At 71.4% G+C, this 19890-nt stretch carries 13 protein-coding genes, 1 tRNA gene, 1 pseudogene and 1 riboswitch; of the genes and pseudogenes, 2 read left to right on the top strand and 13 right to left on the bottom strand.

Features of this window, described 5'->3' with window-relative positions; all coding sequences use genetic code 11:
• Positions 1–106: 106 nt before the first annotated feature.
• The 12 genes from ABL57_RS13015 to ABL57_RS12960 form a co-directional block, all read right to left on the bottom strand.
• Positions 107–3991 (bottom strand): DNA-directed RNA polymerase subunit beta', encoded by a 3885-nt coding sequence (locus tag ABL57_RS13015; protein ID WP_047803906.1) that lies wholly within the window; start codon positions 3989–3991, stop codon positions 107–109.
• 62 nt (positions 3992–4053) lie between these two features.
• The gene (gene rpoB, locus ABL57_RS13010; RefSeq protein ID WP_047803905.1) at positions 4054–7563 is read right to left on the bottom strand and encodes a DNA-directed RNA polymerase subunit beta; all 3510 of its coding nucleotides are present in this window, start codon (positions 7561–7563) and stop codon (positions 4054–4056) included.
• Positions 7564–7808: 245 nt separating this feature from the next.
• Positions 7809–8918 carry a glycine cleavage system aminomethyltransferase GcvT gene (gene gcvT, locus ABL57_RS13005; RefSeq protein WP_047803904.1) on the bottom strand — a complete coding sequence of 370 codons (1110 nt, stop codon included), beginning with the start codon at positions 8916–8918 and terminating at the stop codon, positions 7809–7811.
• Positions 8915–11767, bottom strand: a complete 2853-nt coding sequence (gene gcvP, locus ABL57_RS13000) for an aminomethyl-transferring glycine dehydrogenase (RefSeq protein WP_047803903.1) — start codon at positions 11765–11767, stop codon at positions 8915–8917. The genes gcvT and gcvP overlap by 4 nt, the downstream gene beginning before the upstream one ends.
• Positions 11768–11931: 164 nt before the next feature.
• Positions 11932–12039: riboswitch (glycine riboswitch) on the bottom strand.
• 120 nt (positions 12040–12159) lie between these two features.
• The gene (gene rplL / locus ABL57_RS12995) at positions 12160–12543 is read right to left on the bottom strand and encodes a 50S ribosomal protein L7/L12 (RefSeq protein WP_047803902.1); all 384 of its coding nucleotides are present in this window, start codon (positions 12541–12543) and stop codon (positions 12160–12162) included.
• A gap of 96 nt (positions 12544–12639) precedes the next feature.
• Positions 12640–13164 carry a 50S ribosomal protein L10 gene (gene rplJ / locus ABL57_RS12990; protein ID WP_047803901.1) on the bottom strand — a complete coding sequence of 175 codons (525 nt, stop codon included), beginning with the start codon at positions 13162–13164 and terminating at the stop codon, positions 12640–12642.
• A gap of 306 nt (positions 13165–13470) precedes the next feature.
• Entirely contained in the window at positions 13471–14619 is a 1149-nt protein-coding gene (locus ABL57_RS12985) for a GNAT family N-acetyltransferase (RefSeq protein ID WP_047803900.1), read from the bottom strand.
• Between the two features lie 117 nt (positions 14620–14736).
• The gene (gene rplA / locus ABL57_RS12980; RefSeq protein WP_047803899.1) at positions 14737–15441 is read right to left on the bottom strand and encodes a 50S ribosomal protein L1; all 705 of its coding nucleotides are present in this window, start codon (positions 15439–15441) and stop codon (positions 14737–14739) included.
• An 88-nt stretch (positions 15442–15529) separates the two neighbouring features.
• Positions 15530–15961: a 50S ribosomal protein L11 gene (rplK, locus tag ABL57_RS12975; protein ID WP_047803898.1), complete on the bottom strand. Its 432-nt coding sequence runs from the start codon at positions 15959–15961 to the stop codon at positions 15530–15532.
• Between the two features lie 146 nt (positions 15962–16107).
• Positions 16108–16899 carry a transcription termination/antitermination protein NusG gene (nusG, locus tag ABL57_RS12970; protein WP_047803897.1) on the bottom strand — a complete coding sequence of 264 codons (792 nt, stop codon included), beginning with the start codon at positions 16897–16899 and terminating at the stop codon, positions 16108–16110.
• A gap of 77 nt (positions 16900–16976) precedes the next feature.
• Positions 16977–17249: a preprotein translocase subunit SecE gene (gene secE / locus ABL57_RS12965; RefSeq protein WP_047803896.1), complete on the bottom strand. Its 273-nt coding sequence runs from the start codon at positions 17247–17249 to the stop codon at positions 16977–16979.
• Positions 17250–17358: 109 nt separating this feature from the next.
• Positions 17359–17431 (bottom strand) — tRNA-Trp (locus ABL57_RS12960).
• Between the two features lie 286 nt (positions 17432–17717).
• Between ABL57_RS12960 and ABL57_RS12955 the strand changes: the two genes are divergently transcribed.
• Complete coding sequence (locus ABL57_RS12955; RefSeq protein ID WP_047803895.1) at positions 17718–18923, top strand: pyridoxal phosphate-dependent aminotransferase; 1206 nt, start codon at positions 17718–17720, stop codon at positions 18921–18923.
• On the top strand, positions 18920–19255 hold the full coding sequence (locus tag ABL57_RS12950) for a hypothetical protein (RefSeq protein ID WP_082157441.1): 336 nt from the start codon (positions 18920–18922) through the stop codon (positions 19253–19255). The genes ABL57_RS12955 and ABL57_RS12950 overlap by 4 nt, the downstream gene beginning before the upstream one ends.
• A gap of 73 nt (positions 19256–19328) precedes the next feature.
• On the opposite strand, the pseudogene ABL57_RS12945 reads toward ABL57_RS12950, so the two are convergent.
• Positions 19329–19890, bottom strand: a pseudogene (locus ABL57_RS12945) (polyphosphate kinase 2); the annotation flags it as partial.

The following is a 19890-nucleotide window of genomic DNA, read 5'->3' as shown; positions in this document are numbered from 1 at the left end:
TGCTGGTTCCTTTCCGGAGGCGGAGGGCGCACGCCGGGCGGCGCGCCCGGCGTGCGCCCTGCCGTGCTGATCACCGCGTGATCACGTCCCTGGCAGGACGCCGACCTCAGTTGGACCCGAAGTCGTAGTCCTCCAGCGGGATCGCCTGGAACTCGGCCGGCGCGGAGTTCTCCTCCGCGTAGCTGAAGTCCGAGAACGCCCCCGGCTCCGTGAACAGCGAGGCTTTCGCCTCGTCCGTCGGCTCCACGTCGATGTTGTTGTACCGCGCGAGCCCGGTGCCGGCCGGGATCAGCTTGCCGATGATCACGTTCTCCTTGAGGCCCACCAGCGGGTCGGACTTGCCCTCCATGGCCGCCTGCGTGAGCACGCGGGTGGTCTCCTGGAAGGACGCGGCCGACAGCCACGAGTCGGTGGCCAGCGAGGCCTTGGTGATGCCCATCAGCTCCGGTCGGCCGGCGGCGGGCCGGGTGCTCTCGGCCACCGCCTTCCGGTTGGCCTCCAGGAAGCGGACGTTCTCGACGAGCTCGCCCGGCAGCAGGTCCGTCTCGCCGGACTCGATGATCGTCACGCGGCGCAGCATCTGCCGCACGATGACCTCCACGTGCTTGTCGTGGATGCCCACGCCCTGCGAGCGGTACACGCGCTGCACCTCGTCCACGAGGTGCTTCTGCGCCTGCCGCGGACCGCGGATGCGCAGCACCTCCTTGGGGTCGACGGCGCCCGAGACCAGCTGCTGGCCGACCTCGACGTGGTCGCCCTCGGTGACGAGCAGCTTGGCGCGGCGCAGCACCGGGTAGCCGATCGCCTCGTCCCCGTTGTCCGGGGTCACGACGACCTTCAGCGACTTCTCGGTGTCCTCGAGGCTCACCCGCCCGGCGACCTCCGAGATCGGCGCGACGCCCTTGGGCGTGCGGGCCTCGAAGAGCTCCTGGATACGGGGCAGACCCTGGGTGATGTCACCGTCCGAGGACGCCACACCACCGGTGTGGAAGGTGCGCATCGTGAGCTGGGTGCCCGGCTCGCCGATCGACTGCGCGGCGATGATGCCCACCGCCTCGCCGATGTCCACAAGCTGGTTGGACGCCAGGGAGCGGCCGTAGCACGCCGCGCACACGCCGACCGCGGACTCGCAGGTCAGCACGGAGCGCACGCGCACCGTGTCGATCCCGCCGTTGAACAGCGCGTGGATCAGCGGGTCGGAGAGGTCCGTGCCGGCCGAGGCGAGGATCTCCCCGTTCGCGTCCACCGCGTCCACCGCGAGCACGCGGCCGTGCACGGTGTTCTCGATGTCCTCGTGCAGGGTGCGCGCACCGGTCTCCGCCACGTCGGCGAGCGGCAGGTTCAGGCCGCGCTCCGTCATGCAGTCCGCCTCGCGCACGATGACGTCCTGGGAGACGTCCACCAGGCGACGGGTCAGGTAGCCCGAGTTCGCCGTGCGCAGCGCGGTGTCGGCCAGGCCCTTGCGGGCACCGTGGGTCGCGATGAAGTACTCCAGCACCGACAGGCCCTCGCGGTACGAGGACTTGATCGGGCGGGGCATGATCTCGCCCTTCGGGTTGGACACGAGCCCGCGGATGCCGGCGATCTGGCGGACCTGCATCCAGTTGCCTCGGGCGCCGGAGGACACCATGCGGTTGATGGTGTTCAGCGGCGAGAGGTTGGCCTGCATGGCCTCGGCGACCTCGTCGGTGGCCTTGGTCCAGATGTCGATGAGCTCCGAGCGGCGCTCGTCGTCGTCGATCAGACCGCGGTCGTACTGGCCCTGGATCTTCGCGGCCTGCGCCTCGTAGCCCTCCATGATGGCGGGCTTCTCCGGCGGGGTGGCGATGTCGGAGATCGCCACGGTCACGCCCGAGCGGGCCGCCCAGTGGAACCCGGCGTCCTTGAGCTCGTCCAGCGTGTGCGCCACGGTCACCATCGGGTACCGCTCCGCGAGGTCGTTGACCAGCGCGGACAGGTGCTTCTTGTCCGCGACGGCCTCGTCCCAGGGGTAGTCCTCCGGCAGCGTGTCGTTGAACAGCACGCGGCCCAGGGTGGTCTCCACCAGGACCGGACGGCCCGGCTCCCAGCCCTCGGGTGCGGTCCAGCCCTCGAACGGCACGAAGTCGTCCAGCTCGATCCGGCACAGGGCGTTCAGGTGCAGCTTGCCCGCGTCGTGGGCCATGATCGCCTCGGCCACGGAGGAGAACGAGCGGCCCTCCCCCACCTCGCCCTCGCGGACGGTGGTGAGGTGGTACAGGCCGATGATCATGTCCTGCGAGGGCAGGGCGATCGGCTTGCCGTCCGAGGGCTTCAGGATGTTGTTCGAGGACAGCATCAGGATGCGGGCCTCGGCCTGGGCCTCCGGGGACAGGGGCAGGTGCACGGCCATCTGGTCGCCGTCGAAGTCGGCGTTGAACGCGCCGCACACGAGCGGGTGGAGCTGGATGGCCTTGCCCTCGACGAGCTGCGGCTCGAACGCCTGGATGCCCAGACGGTGCAGGGTGGGGGCACGGTTGAGCAGCACGGGGTGCTCGGTGATGACCTCCTCCAGCACGTCCCACACCTGGGGGCGGTAGCGCTCGACCATCCGCTTGGCCGACTTGATGTTCTGCGCGTGGTTGAGGTCCACGAGCCGCTTCATCACGAACGGCTTGAACAGCTCGAGCGCCATCTGCTTGGGCAGGCCGCACTGGTGCAGCTTCAGCTGCGGGCCGACCACGATGACCGAGCGGCCCGAGTAGTCGACGCGCTTGCCGAGCAGGTTCTGGCGGAACCGGCCCTGCTTGCCCTTGAGCATGTCGGACAGCGACTTCAGCGCACGGTTGCCCGGCCCGGTGACCGGGCGGCCGCGGCGGCCGTTGTCGAACAGCGAGTCCACGGCCTCCTGGAGCATCCGCTTCTCGTTGTTGACGATGATCTCCGGGGCGCCGAGGTCCAGCAGCCGCTTGAGGCGGTTGTTGCGGTTGATCACGCGCCGGTAGAGGTCGTTGAGGTCCGAGGTGGCGAAGCGGCCGCCGTCGAGCTGGACCATGGGGCGCAGTTCCGGCGGGATCACCGGGACGGCGTCCAGGACCATGCCCAGCGGGGAGTTGTCCGTGGTCAGGAACGCGTTGACGACCTTCAGCCGCTTCAGGGCACGGGTCTTGCGCTGGCCCTTGCCCGTGGCGATGGTCTCGCGCAGGGACTCGGCCTCCGCCTCGAGGTCGAAGGTCTCCAGGCGCTTCTTGATCGCCTCGGCGCCCATCGAGCCCTCGAAGTACATGCCGTAGCGGTCCACCATCACGCGGTAGAGCGCCTCGTCGCCCTCGAGGTCGTTGACCTTGAGGTTCTTGAAGCGGTCCCAGACCTGCTCGAGGCGGTCGATCTCCAGGTTGGCGCGCTTGCGCACGTTGGCCATCTGGCGGTCGGCGGAGTCGCGGAGCTTGCGCTTCTCGGCGGCCTTGCCGCCCTCCTCCTCGACGCGGCCGAGCTCGGCCTCGAGGTCACGGGCGATCGCGGCGATGTCGGCGTCGCGGGTGGCCTCCATCTGGGCCTTCTCCCGGTCCACGGCGGCCTGCAGGTTGGGCAGGTCGTCGTGGCGGGCGTCCTCGTCCACCGAGGTGATCATGTACGCCGCGAAGTAGATGACCTTCTCGAGGTCCTTCGGGGCGAGGTCCAGCAGGTAGCCCAGCCGCGAGGGCACGCCCTTGAAGTACCAGATGTGGGTCACGGGAGCGGCGAGCTCGATGTGGCCCATGCGCTCACGGCGCACCTTGGCACGGGTGACCTCCACGCCGCAGCGCTCGCAGATGATGCCCTTGTAGCGCACCCGCTTGTACTTGCCGCAGTAGCACTCCCAGTCCCGGGTGGGGCCGAAGATCTTCTCGCAGAACAGGCCGTCCTTCTCCGGCTTGAGCGTGCGGTAGTTGATGGTCTCCGGCTTCTTGACCTCGCCGTACGACCAGGTCCGGATGTCCTCCGCGGTGGCAAGACCGATCCGCATGAGGCCAAGTGAAGATTCGTTGGACATGAGGGTCCTTTATCTCTTTCTCTGGAAAGTTTGACGTCTCGTCGGGGGTGGAACGGAGGGTCTCAGACCTCTTCGACCGAGCTGGGCTCGGAGTGCGAGAGATCGATGCCCAGTTCCTCGGCCGCCCGGAAGACCTCGTCATCCGAATCGCGCATCTCGATGGTGTTGCCGTCGGCCGAGAGCACCTCGACGTTCAGGCACAGCGACTGCATCTCCTTGATGAGCACCTTGAAGGACTCGGGAACACCCGGCTCGGGGATGTTCTCGCCCTTGACGATGGCCTCGTAGACCTTCACGCGCCCGTGCACGTCGTCGGACTTGACCGTCAGCAGCTCCTGCAGCGTGTAGGCGGCGCCGTACGCCTCGAGCGCCCAGACCTCCATCTCGCCGAAGCGCTGGCCGCCGAACTGCGCCTTACCGCCCAGCGGCTGCTGGGTGATCATGGAGTACGGGCCGGTCGAGCGCGCGTGGATCTTGTCGTCGACCAGGTGGTGCAGCTTCAGGATGTACTGGTAGCCCACCGACACCGGGTCGGGGAACGGCTCGCCGGAGCGTCCGTCGAACAGCCGGGCCTTGCCGGACCGGTCGATCAGGCGCACGCCGTCGCGGGTCGGGTTGGTGTGGTCGAGGAGGTCGAAGATCTCCTCCTCGCGCGCGCCGTCGAACACCGGGGTCGCCACGTTCGTGGGACCCGACTGCTTCGGGAAGTTCGGCAGCCGGTCCAGCCACTCGGGGTCGCCCTCGATGGTCCAGCCCTGCTTGGCCAGCCAGCCGGTGTGCACCTCGAGGACCTGCCCCAGGTTCATGCGGCCGGGCACGCCCAGCGGGTTGAGGATGATGTCCACCGGGGTGCCGTCCTCCAGGAACGGCATGTCCTCCAGCGGCAGGATCTTCGAGATGACGCCCTTGTTGCCGTGCCGGCCGGCGAGCTTGTCGCCGTCGGTGATCTTGCGCTTCTGCGCCACGTACACCCGGACCACCTGGTTGACGCCCGCGGGCAGGTCGTCGTCCTCGTCGTCGCGGTCGAAGACGCGCACGCCGATGACGGTGCCGGACTCGCCATGGGGCACCTTCAGGGACGTGTCGCGCACCTCGCGGGACTTCTCGCCGAAGATCGCGCGCAGCAGCCGCTCCTCCGGGGTCAGCTCGGTCTCGCCCTTGGGCGTGACCTTGCCGACCAGGATGTCGCCGGCCTGCACCTCGGCGCCGATGTGGATGATGCCGCGCTCGTCGAGGGCGGACAGCACCTCCTCGGACACGTTGGGGATGTCCCGGGTGATCTCCTCGGCGCCCAGCTTGGTGTCGCGGGCGTCGATCTCGTGCTCCTCGATGTGGATCGAGGTGAGCACGTCCTCGGAGACCATCCGCTGGGAGAGGATGATCGCGTCCTCGTAGTTGAGGCCCTCCCAGGACATGTAGGCCACCAGCAGGTTCTTGCCCAGGGCCAGCTCGCCCTGGTCCGTGGAGGGGCCGTCGGCGATGACCGAGCGCTCCTCGACGCGCTCGCCCTCGGAGACGATCACGCGCTGGTTGTAGGTGTTGCCCGGGTTGGAGCGCGTGAACTTGTTGATCGGGTAGACGGTGGTCGTCCCGTCGTCGTTGAGCACGCGCACCAGGTTGGCGGAGACCTCCTCGACCACGCCGGCCTTGCGGGCCAGCACCGAGTCGCCGGCGTCCAGGGCCGCGTAGCGCTCCATGCCGGTGCCCACGAGCGGGGCCTCGGACTCGAGCAGCGGCACGGCCTGGCGCTGCATGTTGGCGCCCATGAGCGCGCGGTTGGCGTCGTCGTGCTCGAGGTACGGGATGAGCGCGGTCGCCACGGACACCATCTGCCGCGGGGACACGTCCATGAACTGCACGGCGGTCGGGTCGACCAGCACGGCCTCGCCCGAGCCGTCGGCGGCGCGCGCGAGCACGGCGTCCTCGGCGAACCGGTTGTCGGTGGTCAGCGGGGCGTTGGCCTGCGCGATCGTGACGCCGCGCTCGTCGTCGGCGGTGAGGTACTCGACGTCGTCGGTCACCACGCCCTCCACGACCTTGCGGTACGGGGTCTCGATGAAGCCGAACGGGTTGATCCGCCCGTAGGTCGCCAGCGAGCCGATGAGGCCGATGTTGGAGCCCTCAGGGGTCTCGATCGGGCACATGCGGCCGTAGTGCGAGGGGTGGACGTCACGGACCTCCATGCCGGCGCGGTCGCGGGAGAGACCGCCCGGGCCCAGCGCGGACAGGCGCCGCTTGTGGGTCAGCCCCGCCAGCGGGTTGTTCTGGTCCATGAACTGCGACAGCTGCGAGGTGCCGAAGAACTCCTTGATCGCCGCCACGACGGGACGGATGTTGATCAGGGTCTGCGGGGTGATCGCCTCCACGTCCTGGGTGGTCATGCGCTCGCGCACGACCCGCTCCATGCGGGAGAGCCCGGTGCGGATCTGGTTCTCGATCAGCTCGCCGACCGCGCGGATGCGGCGGTTGCCGAAGTGGTCGATGTCGTCGACGTCCACGACGATCTCCCGGGCCTCGCCGTTGCGCACGCCCTGGATGGTGCCGCCGCCGGCGTGCAGGGTCACGAGGTAGCGGATCATCGCGACGATGTCGTCGACGGACAGCACCGAGGCGTCCTCGTCCTCGAACGCCTTGTCCAGGCCCAGCTTCCGGTTGATCTTGTAGCGACCCACCTTGGCGAGGTCGTAGCGCTTGGCGTTGAAGTACATGTTGTCCAGCAGCGCCTGCGCGGCGTCGACCGTGGGGGGCTCCCCCGGGCGCAGCTTGCGGTAGATGTCCAGCAGCGCGTCCTCGCGCGAGTCGACGGTGTCCTTCTCGAGGGTGGCGCGGATCGAGTCGAACTCCCCGAACTCCTCGAGGATGCGGGACTCGCTCCAGCCCAGGGCCTTGAGCAGCACGGTGACGGACTGCTTGCGCTTGCGGTCCAGGCGCACGCCCACCTGGTCCCGCTTGTCGATCTCCAGCTCGAACCAGGCCCCGCGGGAGGGGATGATCTTGGCGGAGTAGATGTCCTTGTCCGAGGTGCGGTCCTGGCCGCGCTCGAAGTAGGCGCCCGGGGAGCGGACGAGCTGGGACACGACGACACGCTCGGTGCCGTTGATGACGAAGGTGCCCTTCTCGGTCATCAGCGGGAAGTCGCCCATGAACACGGTCTGCTGCTTGATCTCGCCCGTGTTGTTGTTCATGAACTCGGCCTTGACGTACAGGGGCGCCGAGTACGTGGCGTCCCGGTCCTTGCACTCGTCCATGGTGTACTTGGGCTCGTAGAACTCCGGCTCCGAGAAGGACAGGGACATGGTGCCCTGGAAGTCCTCGATCGGGGAGATCTCCTCGAAGATGTCGGAGAGCCCGGAGGTGCGGGCGATGCCCTGCTCACCGCTCTCGACGGCCTGCTGGACGCGGGCCTGCCAGCGCTCGTTGCCGACGAGACGGTCGAAGCTGTCCGTCTGGAGGGCCAGCAGGTTCGGCACGTCCAGCGGTTCGTGGATCTTGGCGAAGGAGATGCGGCGCGGGAGGTTCCCGTCGGCCGGGCGGTTAGCGGTTACGTTCGAATCGGTGCTCGAGGCGACCAAGATGGATTCCTTCCACAGACCTGCAGTTGAATCGCGCAGTTCCCGAGATCGGGGTTACGGGTGTGCGCGGGCCAGCGCGCTGAGCCGCTGGTTCGCGCCCCGGGGGTGCCCACCGCTATATGAAGGCACGCAGAATGAGGGACAACGCAAATATCCAGCATAGGCCGGAGCGGCCGGTCTGTCCACCCGGCCGGTGGACGCGGGCGCCCACCGGCCGTAGGATGAGGAATTTCGTGCCGTGCGTCTCAGCTGCGGCGATAGAAGGGCAGCCCGACGACCTCCACGGGGGCGCGGCGGCCCCGCACGTCGGCCTCGAGCGGGACCCCGGCCTCCAGCGCCGCCGGCCGCACGAGGGCCATGGCCACCGGGTGGCCGAGGGTCGGTGACGGGACGCCGCTGGTGACCTCGCCGACCGTCTCGTCCCCGGCGAGCACCGTGTTGCCGGCCCGGACGGGGCGGCGGGTGAGCCCCCGCAGGCCCACCAGCACCCGGGCCGGGGGCGCGGCCGCCTGCTCCTCGAGCGCCGCCCGCCCCACGAAATCGCCCTTGCTCCGCAGCGCCGCCTCCACGAGCCGGCCCAGCCCGGCCTCGAACGGCGTGATGTCCGGGCCGAGCTCGTGGCCGTACAGCGGCATCCCCGCCTCGAGGCGCAGCGAGTCGCGGGCGGCGAGCCCGGCGGGCACGACCCCGCGGTCCTCCCCCGCCGCGAGCAGCGCGTCCCACACGGTGCGCGCGTGCTCGGGGGCCACGTAGAGCTCGAAGCCGTCCTCGCCCGTGTACCCGGTGCGGGCCACGAGCGCGGGCGCCCCGGCGACCTCGGTGGTCGTGCAGGCGTAGTACCCCAGCTCCCGCACGGCGTCCGGGTCGGCGCAGCCGGCGGCGAGCAGCGTGTCGTGGGCCGCGGGGCCCTGGACGGCCACCAGGGCGGTGGCCTCCGTGCGGTCCTCGACCGCGACGTCGTGGCCGTCCGCGCGCTCCTCCAGCGCCCGCAGCACGGTCGCCGTGTTCGCCGCGTTGGGCACCACCAGGAACCGGTCCTCGGCCAGGCGGTAGGTGATGAGGTCGTCCAGGACCCGGCCGGCCTCGTCGACGAGGAGCGAGTACTTCGCCCGGCCGGGGGCCACGGCGCTCATCCGGGCGACGACCGCCGCGTCCAGGAACGCGGCCGCGTGCGGGCCCTCCACGGCGATCTCGCCCATGTGGGACAGGTCGAAGACCCCGGCGGCCCGGCGCACCGCGTGGTGCTCGGCGACGTCGTTGCCGTACTTGAGGGGCATCTGCCAGCCGCCGAAGTCGGTGCTCACGGCACCGGCCTCCCGGTGGGCGGCCTCCAGCGGAGTGGTGCGGGGGCTCATCGGGCGGCCTCCGCCGGCGCGGCCGAGGCGAAGGCCTCGATCGGCGGGCAGCTGCAGACCAGGTTGCGGTCCCCGGCGGCGTTCTCCACCCGGCCCACGGGCACCCAGTACTTCGCCAGCCGCAGCTCGGGCAGGGGGTAGGCGGCCTGGGAGCGCGGGTAGGCGCGCTCCCAGGAGTCGGCCGTGAGCACCTCCGCGGTGTGCGGGGCGTAGCGGAGCACGGAGTCCTCGAGCGCCACCTCGCCGTCGGCCACGGCCTGCATCTCGGCGTGGATCGAGCGCATCGCGGCCACGAAGCGGTCCAGCTCGGCGAGGTTCTCCGACTCGGTGGGCTCGACCATGAGGGTGCCGGCCACGGGGAACGCGAGCGTGGGGGCGTGGAAGCCGTAGTCGACCAGCCGCTTGCACACGTCCTCGGCGGTGACCCCGGAGGCCTTGGTGAGGGGGCGCAGGTCGAGGATGCACTCGTGGGCCACGAGCCCGCCGGGGCCGGTGTACAGCGTCGGGAAGACGTCCGCGAGCCGGGCCGAGACGTAGTTGGCGCTGAGGATCGCGGTGCGCGAGGAGGCGGTGAGCCCCTCGGCGCCGGCCATGGCGATGTACATCCAGGAGATCGGCAGCACCCCCGCGGAGCCGTAGCGGGCCTGGGAGACGGGGAAGGTCTCGGCGCCCGCGCCCGCGTCCGCGGCGGCGGGGTCCTCGGGCAGGAACGGCACCAGGTGCTCGGCGACCGCCACCGGCCCCACCCCGGGTCCGCCGCCCCCGTGCGGGATGCAGAAGGTCTTGTGCAGGTTCAGGTGGGAGACGTCCCCGCCGAAGCGGCCGGGACGGGCCAGGCCCATGAGGGCGTTGAGGTTGGCGCCGTCCACGTAGACCTGCCCGCCGGCGTCGTGCACGGCCGCGCAGACGGCGGTGACCTGCTCCTCGAACACCCCGTGCGTGGAGGGGTAGGTGATCATGATCCCCGCGAGCTCGTCCCCCACGGCCGCGATCTTCGCCTCGAGGTCGTCCAGGTCCACGGAGCCGTCCGCGGCCGTGGCCACCACCACGACCTTCAGGTCGGCGAGCACCGCGGACGCCGCGTTGGTGCCGTGGGCGGAGGACGGGATGAGGATGGTGGTGCGCCGGTCGTCCCCGCGGGAGAGGTGGTAGCGGCGGATCGCCAGCAGACCGGCGAGCTCCCCCTGCGACCCGGCGTTGGGCTGGACGGACACGGCGGCGTAGCCGGTGATCTCCGCGAGCCAGGACTCCAGCTGGGCGATGAGCTCCCGGTAGCCGACGGTCTGCTCCTCGGGGGCCAGCGGGTGGATCGAGGCGAACTCGGGCCAGCTGATGGGCTCCATCTCCGCGGCCGCGTTGAGCTTCATGGTGCAGGAGCCCAGCGGGATCATGGTCCGGTCCAGGGCCAGGTCCTTGTCCGCGAGGGAGCGCAGCCAGCGCATCATCGCGGTCTCGGAGCGGTGCAGGGTGAACACCGGGTGGGCGAGGTAGGAGTCGGTGCGCAGCAGCGCGGCCGGCAGGTCCCAGCCGGCGGTCCCGTCCGCGGGGGCGGAGGCCCCGAAGGCGGCCAGCACCGCGTCAACGTCGCGCTCGTCGTGCGGCTCCCCCACCGAGACGGACACGTGGTCGGCGTCGGCCCGGCGGACGTTGACGCCGCGCTCGGCGGCGGCCGCGACGACCGCGTCGGCGCGGCCGGGCACCTCGGCCAGGACGGTGTCGAAGAACGTGCCGTGCACCACCGGCACCCCGGCGGCGGAGAGCCCCTCGGCCAGCCGCGCGGCGAGCCCGTGCACGCGCTCGGCGATGGCGCGCAGCCCGTCCGCGCCGTGGTAGGCGGCGTAGGCGCCGGCGACGATGGCCAGCAGCGCCTGGGCCGTGCAGATGTTGGAGGTGGCCTTCTCGCGGCGGATGTGCTGCTCGCGGGTCTGCAGCGCCAGGCGGTAGGCCGGCCGGCCGGAGGAGTCCACCGAGACGCCCACCAGGCGGCCGGGCAGATTGCGCTCCAGGCCCTTGCGGCAGGCCATGAACGCGGCGTGGGGCCCGCCGAAGAACAGGGGCACCCCGAAGCGCTGGGCGGAGCCGACGGCGATGTCCGCGCCCTGCTCCCCCGGGGAGCGCAGGAGGGTGAGGGCCAGCAGGTCGGTGGCGACGGCCACCAGCGCGCCCTGCGCGTGGGCCTGCTCCGTGCGCTCCGCCAGGTCGGCGACGTCCCCGTCGACGCCGACCTGGGTCAGGACCACGCCGAAGAACTCGCCCTCGGGCAGGCCCTCGGCGAGGTCGGCGACGACCAGGTCGATGCCCACGGCCCTGCAGCGCCCGCGCAGCACGGCGAGGGTCTGCGGCAGGGTGCGGGAGTCCACGGCGACGCGGCGGCTGCCGGACCTGCGGTTGGCGCGGCGCATCATGAGCACGGCCTCGGCCACGGCGGTGGCCTCGTCGAGCAGGGAGGCGTTGGCCAGGTCGAGGCCGGTGAGGTCCATGACGGCGTTCTGGAAGGTCAGCAGGGCCTCGAGGCGGCCCTGGGAGATCTCCGGCTGGTACGGGGTGTAGGAGGTGTACCAGGCGGGGTTCTCGAGGATGTTGCGGCGCAGCGCGGGCGGGGTGACGGTCTCGGCGTAGCCCTGGCCGATCATCTGGGTCATCACCCGGTTCTTCGCCGCGATCCGGCGCAGGGCGGTGAGCGCCTCGTGCTCCGACATGGGCTCCGGCAGCCGCAGGGGCTCGTCGCCGGCGATGCTGCGGGGGACCGCGCGGGCGACGAGCTCGTCGAGGTCGGCCGCGCCGACGGTCTCGAGCATGATCCCGGTCTCGGCCGCGTCCGGTCCGAGGTGGCGTGGAAGGAAGGACAAGGTCAGCTCCTCGTGGTTCGAGGCCCGGTGGGGCCCGTCCGGCCCTCCCCGCTCTGTTCGCTGACCTGAGAGTTTTCACCGGCTCCGCGCGGGGGCCGGCTTGCACCGTCGGTGGTCCCCGCCCGGGGCCGGTGGCCGGGGGCGGTTGACCTCTTCAGAGTGGCCTGCTCGCAGCGGTACGGGTGCCTGAGAGATTCCCGGGGAGGATTTGCTCCTTCGGCGCCGCCGGCCGTCCGGGGGCGGACGGCGGCGGACTCTCCCGCTGCGGGTGGGCGGCCGATGTGGTTGTGCCTCCAGTGTCCCACACCCCGGCGGGCACGGCACGAGGCCCCGGACGCCGTGCGTCCGGGGCCTCGTGGGATCGGGTGCGCCGTGGCGCCTCCGGGAGGGTCCTACTTGAGGGTGACGGTGGCGCCGGCGCCCTCGAGGGCCTCCTTGGCCTTGTCCGCGGCCTCCTTGTTGGCGCCCTCGAGGACGGCCTTGGGGGCCGAGTCCACGAGGTCCTTGGCCTCCTTGAGGCCGAGGGAGGTCAGCGCGCGGACCTCCTTGATGACCTGGATCTTCTTGTCGCCGGCGGCCTCGAGCACGACGTCGAACTCGGTCTGCTCCTCGGCCTCCTCGGCGGCGGCGGCCGGAGCGGCGGCACCGGCGACGGCCACGGGGGCGGCGGCGGTGACGTCGAAGGTCTCCTCGAAGGCCTTGACGAACTCGGAGAGCTCGATGAGGGAGAGCTCCTTGAACGCGTCGATCAGTTCAGCGGTGGTGAGCTTGGCCATGGTGTGGCTCCTTTTCGATGGTGTGCCCCGGCCGGGTTCGTCGGCGCGGGACGGTCTGGTTCCGTGGTGAGAATGTGCCTCGCGGCGGGGTGCTGGTCAGGCGCCCTGCTCCTCGACCTTGGCGCGCAGCGCCTCGGTCGTACGGACGGTCTTGGACAGCGGGGCCTGGAACAGCGCCGCGGCCTGGGACAGGGACGCCTGGGCGGCACCGGCCACCTTGGCCAGCAGCACCTCGCGGGACTCGAGGTCCGCGAGCTGCTTGATCTCCGCCTCGCTGAGGGCCTTGCCCTCGAGGTAACCGCCCTTGACGACGAGCTGCGGGTTCGCCTTGGCGAAGTCACGCAGGCTCTTGGCGGCCTCGACGGGGTCCCCCGAGATGAAGGCGATCGCGCTCGGGCCGGCGAGCTGGCCGTCGAACGCGTCGATGCCCATCTCCTTGGCCGCGATCGCGGTCAGCGTGTTCTTCACCACGGCGTATTCGGCGTTCTCACCGAGCGAGCGGCGCAGCTCCTTGAGCTGGGCCACGGTGAGGCCGCGGTACTCAGTCAGGACAGCGGCGTCCGAGTTGGAGAACAGTTCCTTCAACTCGGCGACCGCGGCTGCCTTTTCCGGGTTCGCCATGGTACTCCTTCCGGTCTTCGATGCCGGCCGCTGCCGGAAGGGCCCGGGCACAGAAAAAGCCCCGCGCAGATGCCCGGGGCTCCGCGGCCCACCCCTGGTCCGGGGCGTGCTCGCTGTGCTGGTTCACCTGCGCTGGCCGTTCCTGGCGGAACTCTTACGGCTGCTCCCCGTTCCGCACGCTCCTGAACGGGGCGCACGAGGCAGGGAGAACACGACCGGCGGTCTTTGGTACAGTCCACCCTACCCGAGGGCCCCGGGCCCGCCAAATCGGCGCCGCCCGCGCGAAGCGGCTCGGTCCCCGGGCGGTCAGGCCGCCGGGAACTCCCGGGACCACACCCCGCTGCGCCCGGCGACCCGGAAGCCGAGGCGGTGGTTGACCCGGCTCATCCGGTCGTCGCCGCTGTGGGACCACGAGTACACGGTGCGCACGGCCGGGGCCAGCCGTTCGAGCTGCTGCAGGTTCGCGAGCTTGAGACGGGTGGCGAGCCACCGGCGGCGGTGCTCGCGCAGCACCACGGTCTCGTCCTGCATCCCGATCACCGGGTCCTCCCCCGCCAGGACGATCTCCGTCATCCCGACCAGGCGCCCGGTGGTCCCGTGCTCGGCGACGGCGACCAGGGACACGTTGCCGGCCTCGGCGCGCAGCTGCTCGGTGCGGCGCACCCGCTCGGCGTCCCAGGGCTCCGGGTCGGCCTCCACCGGGGCCAGGAAGGAGTCGGCGGCCATCCGCGAGTGCAGGGCGGCGAGCTCGTCGAGCCGCTCCTCGGGGGCGGGCCCGGTCCACACGTGGATGCGGTACGCCTCCGGGGCCGGCGAGGCCGCGACCTCGCGCAGCAGGGCCTGCACGCGGGCCGGCGGCAGGGGGACCTCCAGGACGCCGAAGTCGCTGACCGACTCCAGCCGGTACCCGGCGTGGAGGGCGAAGCGGGTCTGCCGGTTGGAGACGGGCAGGCGGCCGGAGCCGTCCGCGGCGTCGACCCATTCGACCATCCCCGGGGTGATCACGGGGAAGACCCCGGTCACGCTGCCGTCGCCCTGGATCTCCTCCGGGCCGGGGTGCTCGGTCTGGATCCGCAGGTGCCGGCGGGACTCGCCCACCGCGAGCTGCTCGGCCGCGCCGAGCAGCTCGCTGCCCGTGCCCTGCGAGGTGACGTCGGGGTCCACGTCGACGGTGATGTGCGCGGTCCCGGTGGAGGCCACCAGGGGCATGCGCACCTCGGCCCGGCCCGCGAGCCGGTCCCCGGCCCAGGCCAGCAGCACCACGACCCGCTCGAAGGGGTCCAGCAGGTCCCGGTAGAGCTCCTGCGCGTCACCCGTGAGGTCCGAGATGCCCCACACGTGCTGACGGGACCGGCGCACGAGACCGGCGACCCGGCCCAGCAGCTCCTGGGCGGCGTCGTCGAAGTCGTCGGGGATGCGCATCTGCTCGATCCGCACTGGGGGGTGCTCGATCACGGGGACTCCCTTCCGGAGGGCGGCGGTGCCCCCGGGCTCGCGTGGGTGGAACGACGGGGGGCCCGGCCGCAGCGGCCGGGCCCCCCGTGCGGGCCCGCTGGGGCCCGGTGTGCGGCGTCAGGCGCCGACGACGACCTCGGTGGCGTTCGGGTCGACCGGGATGCCCGGGCCGAACGTGGTCGAGACGGTCGCCTTGGTGATGTAGCGGCCCTTCGAGGCGGAGGGCTTCAGACGCAGGATCTCCTCGAGCGCGGCGCCGTAGTTCTCGGCCAGCTTCTCGACCTCGAAGGAGGTCTTGCCCACGATGAAGTGCAGGTTCGAGTGCTTGTCGACGCGGAAGTCGATCTTGCCGCCCTTGATGTCGTTGACGGCCTTGGTCACGTCCATGGTGACGGTGCCCGTCTTCGGGTTCGGCATGAGGTTGCGCGGACCGAGCACCTTGCCCAGGCGCCCCACCTTCCCCATCATGTCCGGGGTCGCCACGGCGGCGTCGAAGTCGGTCCAGCCGCCCTGGATGCGGGCGATCAGGTCGTCGGAGCCCACGTGGTCGGCGCCGGCCTCCTCCGCGGCGGCGGCCTTGTCGCCGGTCGCGAAGACGACGACGCGGGCGGTCTTGCCGGTGCCGTTGGGCAGGTTGACCGTGCCGCGGACCATCTGGTCCGCCTTGCGGGGGTCCACGCCGAGCCGGAGGACGACCTCCACGGTGGAGTCGGTCTTGGCGGTGTCGATCTCCTTGGCCAGGGCCACGGCCTCGGCCGGGCTGTAGAGCCCCTCGCCGATCCGGGCCGCTGCCGCCTGGTATGCCTTGCTGCGCTTTGCCATCTGCTTCTTCTCCTTGTGCAGTTGTGGTCTGCGGACCGCGCTCGGTCCTGCCACGTCAAAAACGGTGGGTGGTGTCAGCCGAGGCTGATCACTCGACCTCGATGCCCATCGAGCGGGCGGTGCCGGCGATGATCTTCGCCGCGGCGTCGATGTCGTTGGCGTTGAGGTCTTCCTTCTTGGTCTCGGCGATCTCCCGGACCTGGTCCATGGTGAGCTTGCCGACCTTCTGGGTGTGCGGGACGCCGGAGCCCTTGGCGACGCCGGCGGCCTTCTTGATGAGCTGCGCGGCGGGCGGGGTCTTGGTGACGAACGTGAACGAGCGGTCCTCGTACACCGTGATCTCCACGGGGACGATGTTGCCGCGCTGGGACTCCGTGGCCGCGTTGTAGGCCTTGCAGAACTCCATGATGTTGACGCCGTGCTGACCGAGGGCCGGGCCCACGGGGGGCGCCGGGTTGGCGGCGCCTGCCTGGATCTGCAGCTTGATGAGGCCGGAGACCTTCTTCTTCTTGGGAGCCATGTGCTGGTCCTTCTTCTGCTGGACGTACCGGCGCACAGGAGCGTACGACGGCGGGTGGCCGCCGTGGCGCGGCGGCCGGTCGGCCCCGGCGGCGAAGCATGCGCCGCGGGGACGGGAACGGTGGGCGGGCGGTCGCGCCCGCCGGGTCAGATCTTGGAGACCTGGTTGAAGCCGAGGGTGACGGGGGTCTCGCGCTCGAAGATCGACACGAGGACGACGAGCTGCTGGGACTCCACCTTGATCTCGGAGATGGTGGCGGGGAGGGTCTCGAAGGGACCCTCCTTGACGATCACGGACTCCCCGACCTCGAAGTCGACGTCGATCTGCGGCTGCGCGCTCGGCTGGGCGGCGGCCTCGCCGCCGGCGCCCTGCGGGGCCTCGAACACCGGGTTGAGCATCTCGAAGACCTCGTCCAGGCGCAGGGGGACGGGGTTGTACGCGTCCTGGCCCACGAAGCCCGTCACGCCCGGGGTGTGGCGCACCGCGCCCCAGGAGGCGTCGGTGAGGTTCATGCGCACCAGCACGTAGCCGGGGATCCGCACCCGGCGGACCACCTTGCGCTGGGCGTTCTTGATCTCGACGACCTCTTCCATGGGCACCTCGATCTGGAAGATGTCCTCCTCCATGTTGAGGGACTGGATGCGGGTCTCGAGGTTCGTCTTCACACGGTTCTCGTAGCCGGCGTAGGTGTGGATGACGTACCAGTCACCCTCCTGGCGGCGCAGCTTGGACTTGAACTCCTCGACAGGGTCCACCGCGGGGGCCTCGTCCGGAACGGGCGCCTCCTCGGCGAGGGGTGCCGCCGCGGACTCCTCCGGGGCGTGGGCGGCCGCGAAGTCCTCCTCCTGCACGGAGGACTCGGACTCCGGCAGCGCCGGGGCCTGCTGGTCGACCTCGGCCGGTGCCTCGGTGCCGTTTTCGAGCTCGTGCTCGGTCACTGGATCTCCCTGTTCTGTCGTGGATGTCGTGCTCTGCTGGGCCACGGTCGCCGTGCGCGGTCCGTGCGCCGCCCGGGTCATCCGGCGGCGTCGCCCTGCCCGAAGATCCACAGCGCGGCCTGCCCGAACGCGAGGTCCAGGACGGAGATGAGCACCATCATGAACGCGACGAACACGAGGACGACCAGCACGTAGTTCACCAGTTCGCGCCGCGTGGGGGTGACGACCTTCCGGAGCTCCCCGACGACCTGGCGCAGGAAGAGGAACAGGCGCCCGAAGATGCCGCGAGGACTCTCGGCGCCCTGCCCCGGGGGCTGGCCCGACGCCCTGCCGGCGGTGGTCTGCGACATCGGCTCTCCCTGTGTGGACTCGTGCGGGCCGTGCGGTGCTGCCGGCCCGCCGTCGCCGTGCGGGCCCGGCGCCCCCCGGAGGGGGCGCCGGATCCGCTCCGGACTGGAGCAGGGCAGACAGGACTCGAACCTGCAACCTGCGGTTTTGGAGACCGCTGCGCTACCAATTGCGCCACTGCCCTTCGCGCCTCACGGCCTCGACCGGCGTGCGCACGCCGGCCTCGATCGCTCGGACCCGGTCACCGACTCTACCACCCGGCACCGCCGCGACGGCGCGCCCGGGCAGGCGTCGATGACACCAGTCGTCCATCCTAGGGGACCGGGGCGCGCCGGTGCAATCCGCCCGGGAACGGCGGCGCGCCCCGCCCCCGGGCCCCCGGGCGGCCCCGAGTAGCATGGGGCAGGTCCGCACCGCCGCCGCCGCGCACGGCGGCGCCCGTCCGTCCCCCTTCCAGGAGGCCCCCGGTCATGACCGCATCCCGCATCTCCCGGCGCGTCGGCGCCATCGCAGAGTCCGCGACGCTCGCGGTGGACGCCAAGGCGAAGGCGCTCAAGGCCGCCGGCCGCCCCGTGATCGGCTTCGGGGCCGGGGAGCCCGACTTCCCCACCCCGCAGTACATCGTGGACGCCGCCGCGGCGGCCCTGCAGGACCCGGCCAACTTCCGGTACACGCCGGCCGCGGGCCTGCCCGAGCTGCGGAAGGCGGTCGCCGAGCAGACCGCGCGGGACGACGGGTACGCCGTGGAGCCCTCGCAGGTGCTCGTCACCAACGGCGGCAAGCAGGCCGTGTTCCAGGCCTTCGCCACGGTCGTGGACGAGGGCGACGACGTCCTGCTCCCCGCCCCGTACTGGACCACGTACCCGGAGGCCATCAAGCTCGCCGGCGGCAACCCGGTAGAGGTCTTCGCCGGCCCGGAGCTCGGCTACAAGGTCACCCCGGAGCTGCTCGAGGAGGCCTGCACGGAGCGCACCAAGGCGCTGCTGTTCTGCTCCCCGTCCAACCCCACCGGCGCGGTGTACTCCCCCGAGGAGACCGCCGCCGTGGGCCGCTGGGCGGCCGAGAAGGGGATCTTCGTGCTCACCGACGAGATCTACCAGCACCTCACCTACGACGGCGTCCCGTTCACCTCGATCGCCGCCGCCGTGCCCGAGCTGGGCGACCGGGTGGTGATCCTCAACGGCGTGGCCAAGACCTACGCGATGACCGGCTGGCGCGTGGGCTGGATGATCGCGGCCCCGGACGTGGTGAAGGCCGCCACCAACCTGCAGTCCCACCTGACCTCCAACGTCAACAACGTCGCCCAGCGCGCGGCGCTGGCCGCGGTGTCCGGGCCCCTCGACGAGGCCCACCGGATGCGGGAGGCGTTCGACCGCCGGCGCCGGACCATGGTGGAGGCGCTGAACGCCGTCGAGGGCGTGGAGTGCCCCGTGCCCACCGGCGCCTTCTACGCCTACGCCGACGTGCGCGGGCTGCTCGGCCGCCGCTTCGGCGACGCCGTGCCGCAGACCTCGGCGGAGCTGGCCGAGCTGATCCTCGAGCGGGCCGAGGTCGCCGTGGTGCCCGGCGAGGCGTTCGGGCCCTCCGGCTTCCTGCGGCTGTCCTACGCCCTGGGCGACGACGACCTCGCCGAGGGCCTGCGCCGGCTCCAGGAGTTCCTGGGGAGCGCCGCGTGAGCGCCCTCGACGGCGCCGTGGCCGCCGCGGAGTCGGTGCCCGCCGCCGTGCTCGTGACCGGCGGGCTGATCGGCGGCTACGCGACCGCCCGGGCGACCGGCGTCCGCCCCCTGGGCGGGGCCGTGCTGGCCGCCGCGGGGGCGGCGGCCGCCCACTCGTGGTGGCACCGCGGCGGCCCGGCGGCCACGGCCGCGCTCGGTGGGCTCTACGTCCTGGGCTTCGGGCTCTCGCACCCGCTGGCCAAGCGGATCGGCGCCTGGCCCTCGGTGCTGGCCGTCACCGCCGTCAACGCCGCCGCCAACGCCGTGCTGGTGGACCGTCCCGGCCGCTGAGCCGCGCCGACCCGCGACGCCGCCCGTCCCCTCCCCGGGGGACGGGCGGCGTCGTCGTCGGCCGGGCCGGGGCTCAGTCGCCCACGGCGTCGCGGCCGCGCCGGACGATCAGCGGGTCGGGCGGATAGACCACCGCCGGGTCCTTGTCCTCGTAGTCGAACTGGTCCAGGAAGAAGCGCATCGCGTTGAGCCGGGCCCGCTTCTTGTCGTTGGACTTCACCGTGATCCACGGGGCGTGGTCGGTGTCGGTGCGCAGGAACATCTCCTCCTTGGCCTCGGTGTAGTCCTCCCACCGGTCCAGGGAGGCCAGGTCCATCGGGGAGAGCTTCCAGCGGCGCACCGGGTCGATCTGGCGGATCGCGAAGCGGGTGCGCTGCTCGTGCTGGGTGACCGAGAACCAGAACTTGGTCAGGTGGATGCCCGACTCCACCAGCATCTTCTCGAACACCGGGGCCTGGACCATGAAGTCCTCGTACTCCGCGTCCGAGCAGAAGCCCATCACCCGCTCCACGTTGGCCCGGTTGTACCAGGAGCGGTCGAACATCACGATCTCCCCGGCGGTGGGCAGGTGGCCGATGTAGCGCTGGAAGTACCACTGCCCCCGCTCCCGGTCGGAGGGCTTGGTGAGGGCCACC

The sequence above is a fragment of the Kocuria sp. SM24M-10 genome (assembly GCF_001027955.1).
In the GTDB taxonomy this organism is placed as follows: Bacteria; Actinomycetota; Actinomycetes; order Actinomycetales; family Micrococcaceae; genus Kocuria; species Kocuria oceani.
This window is presented reverse-complemented; position numbering and strand designations above follow the sequence as displayed.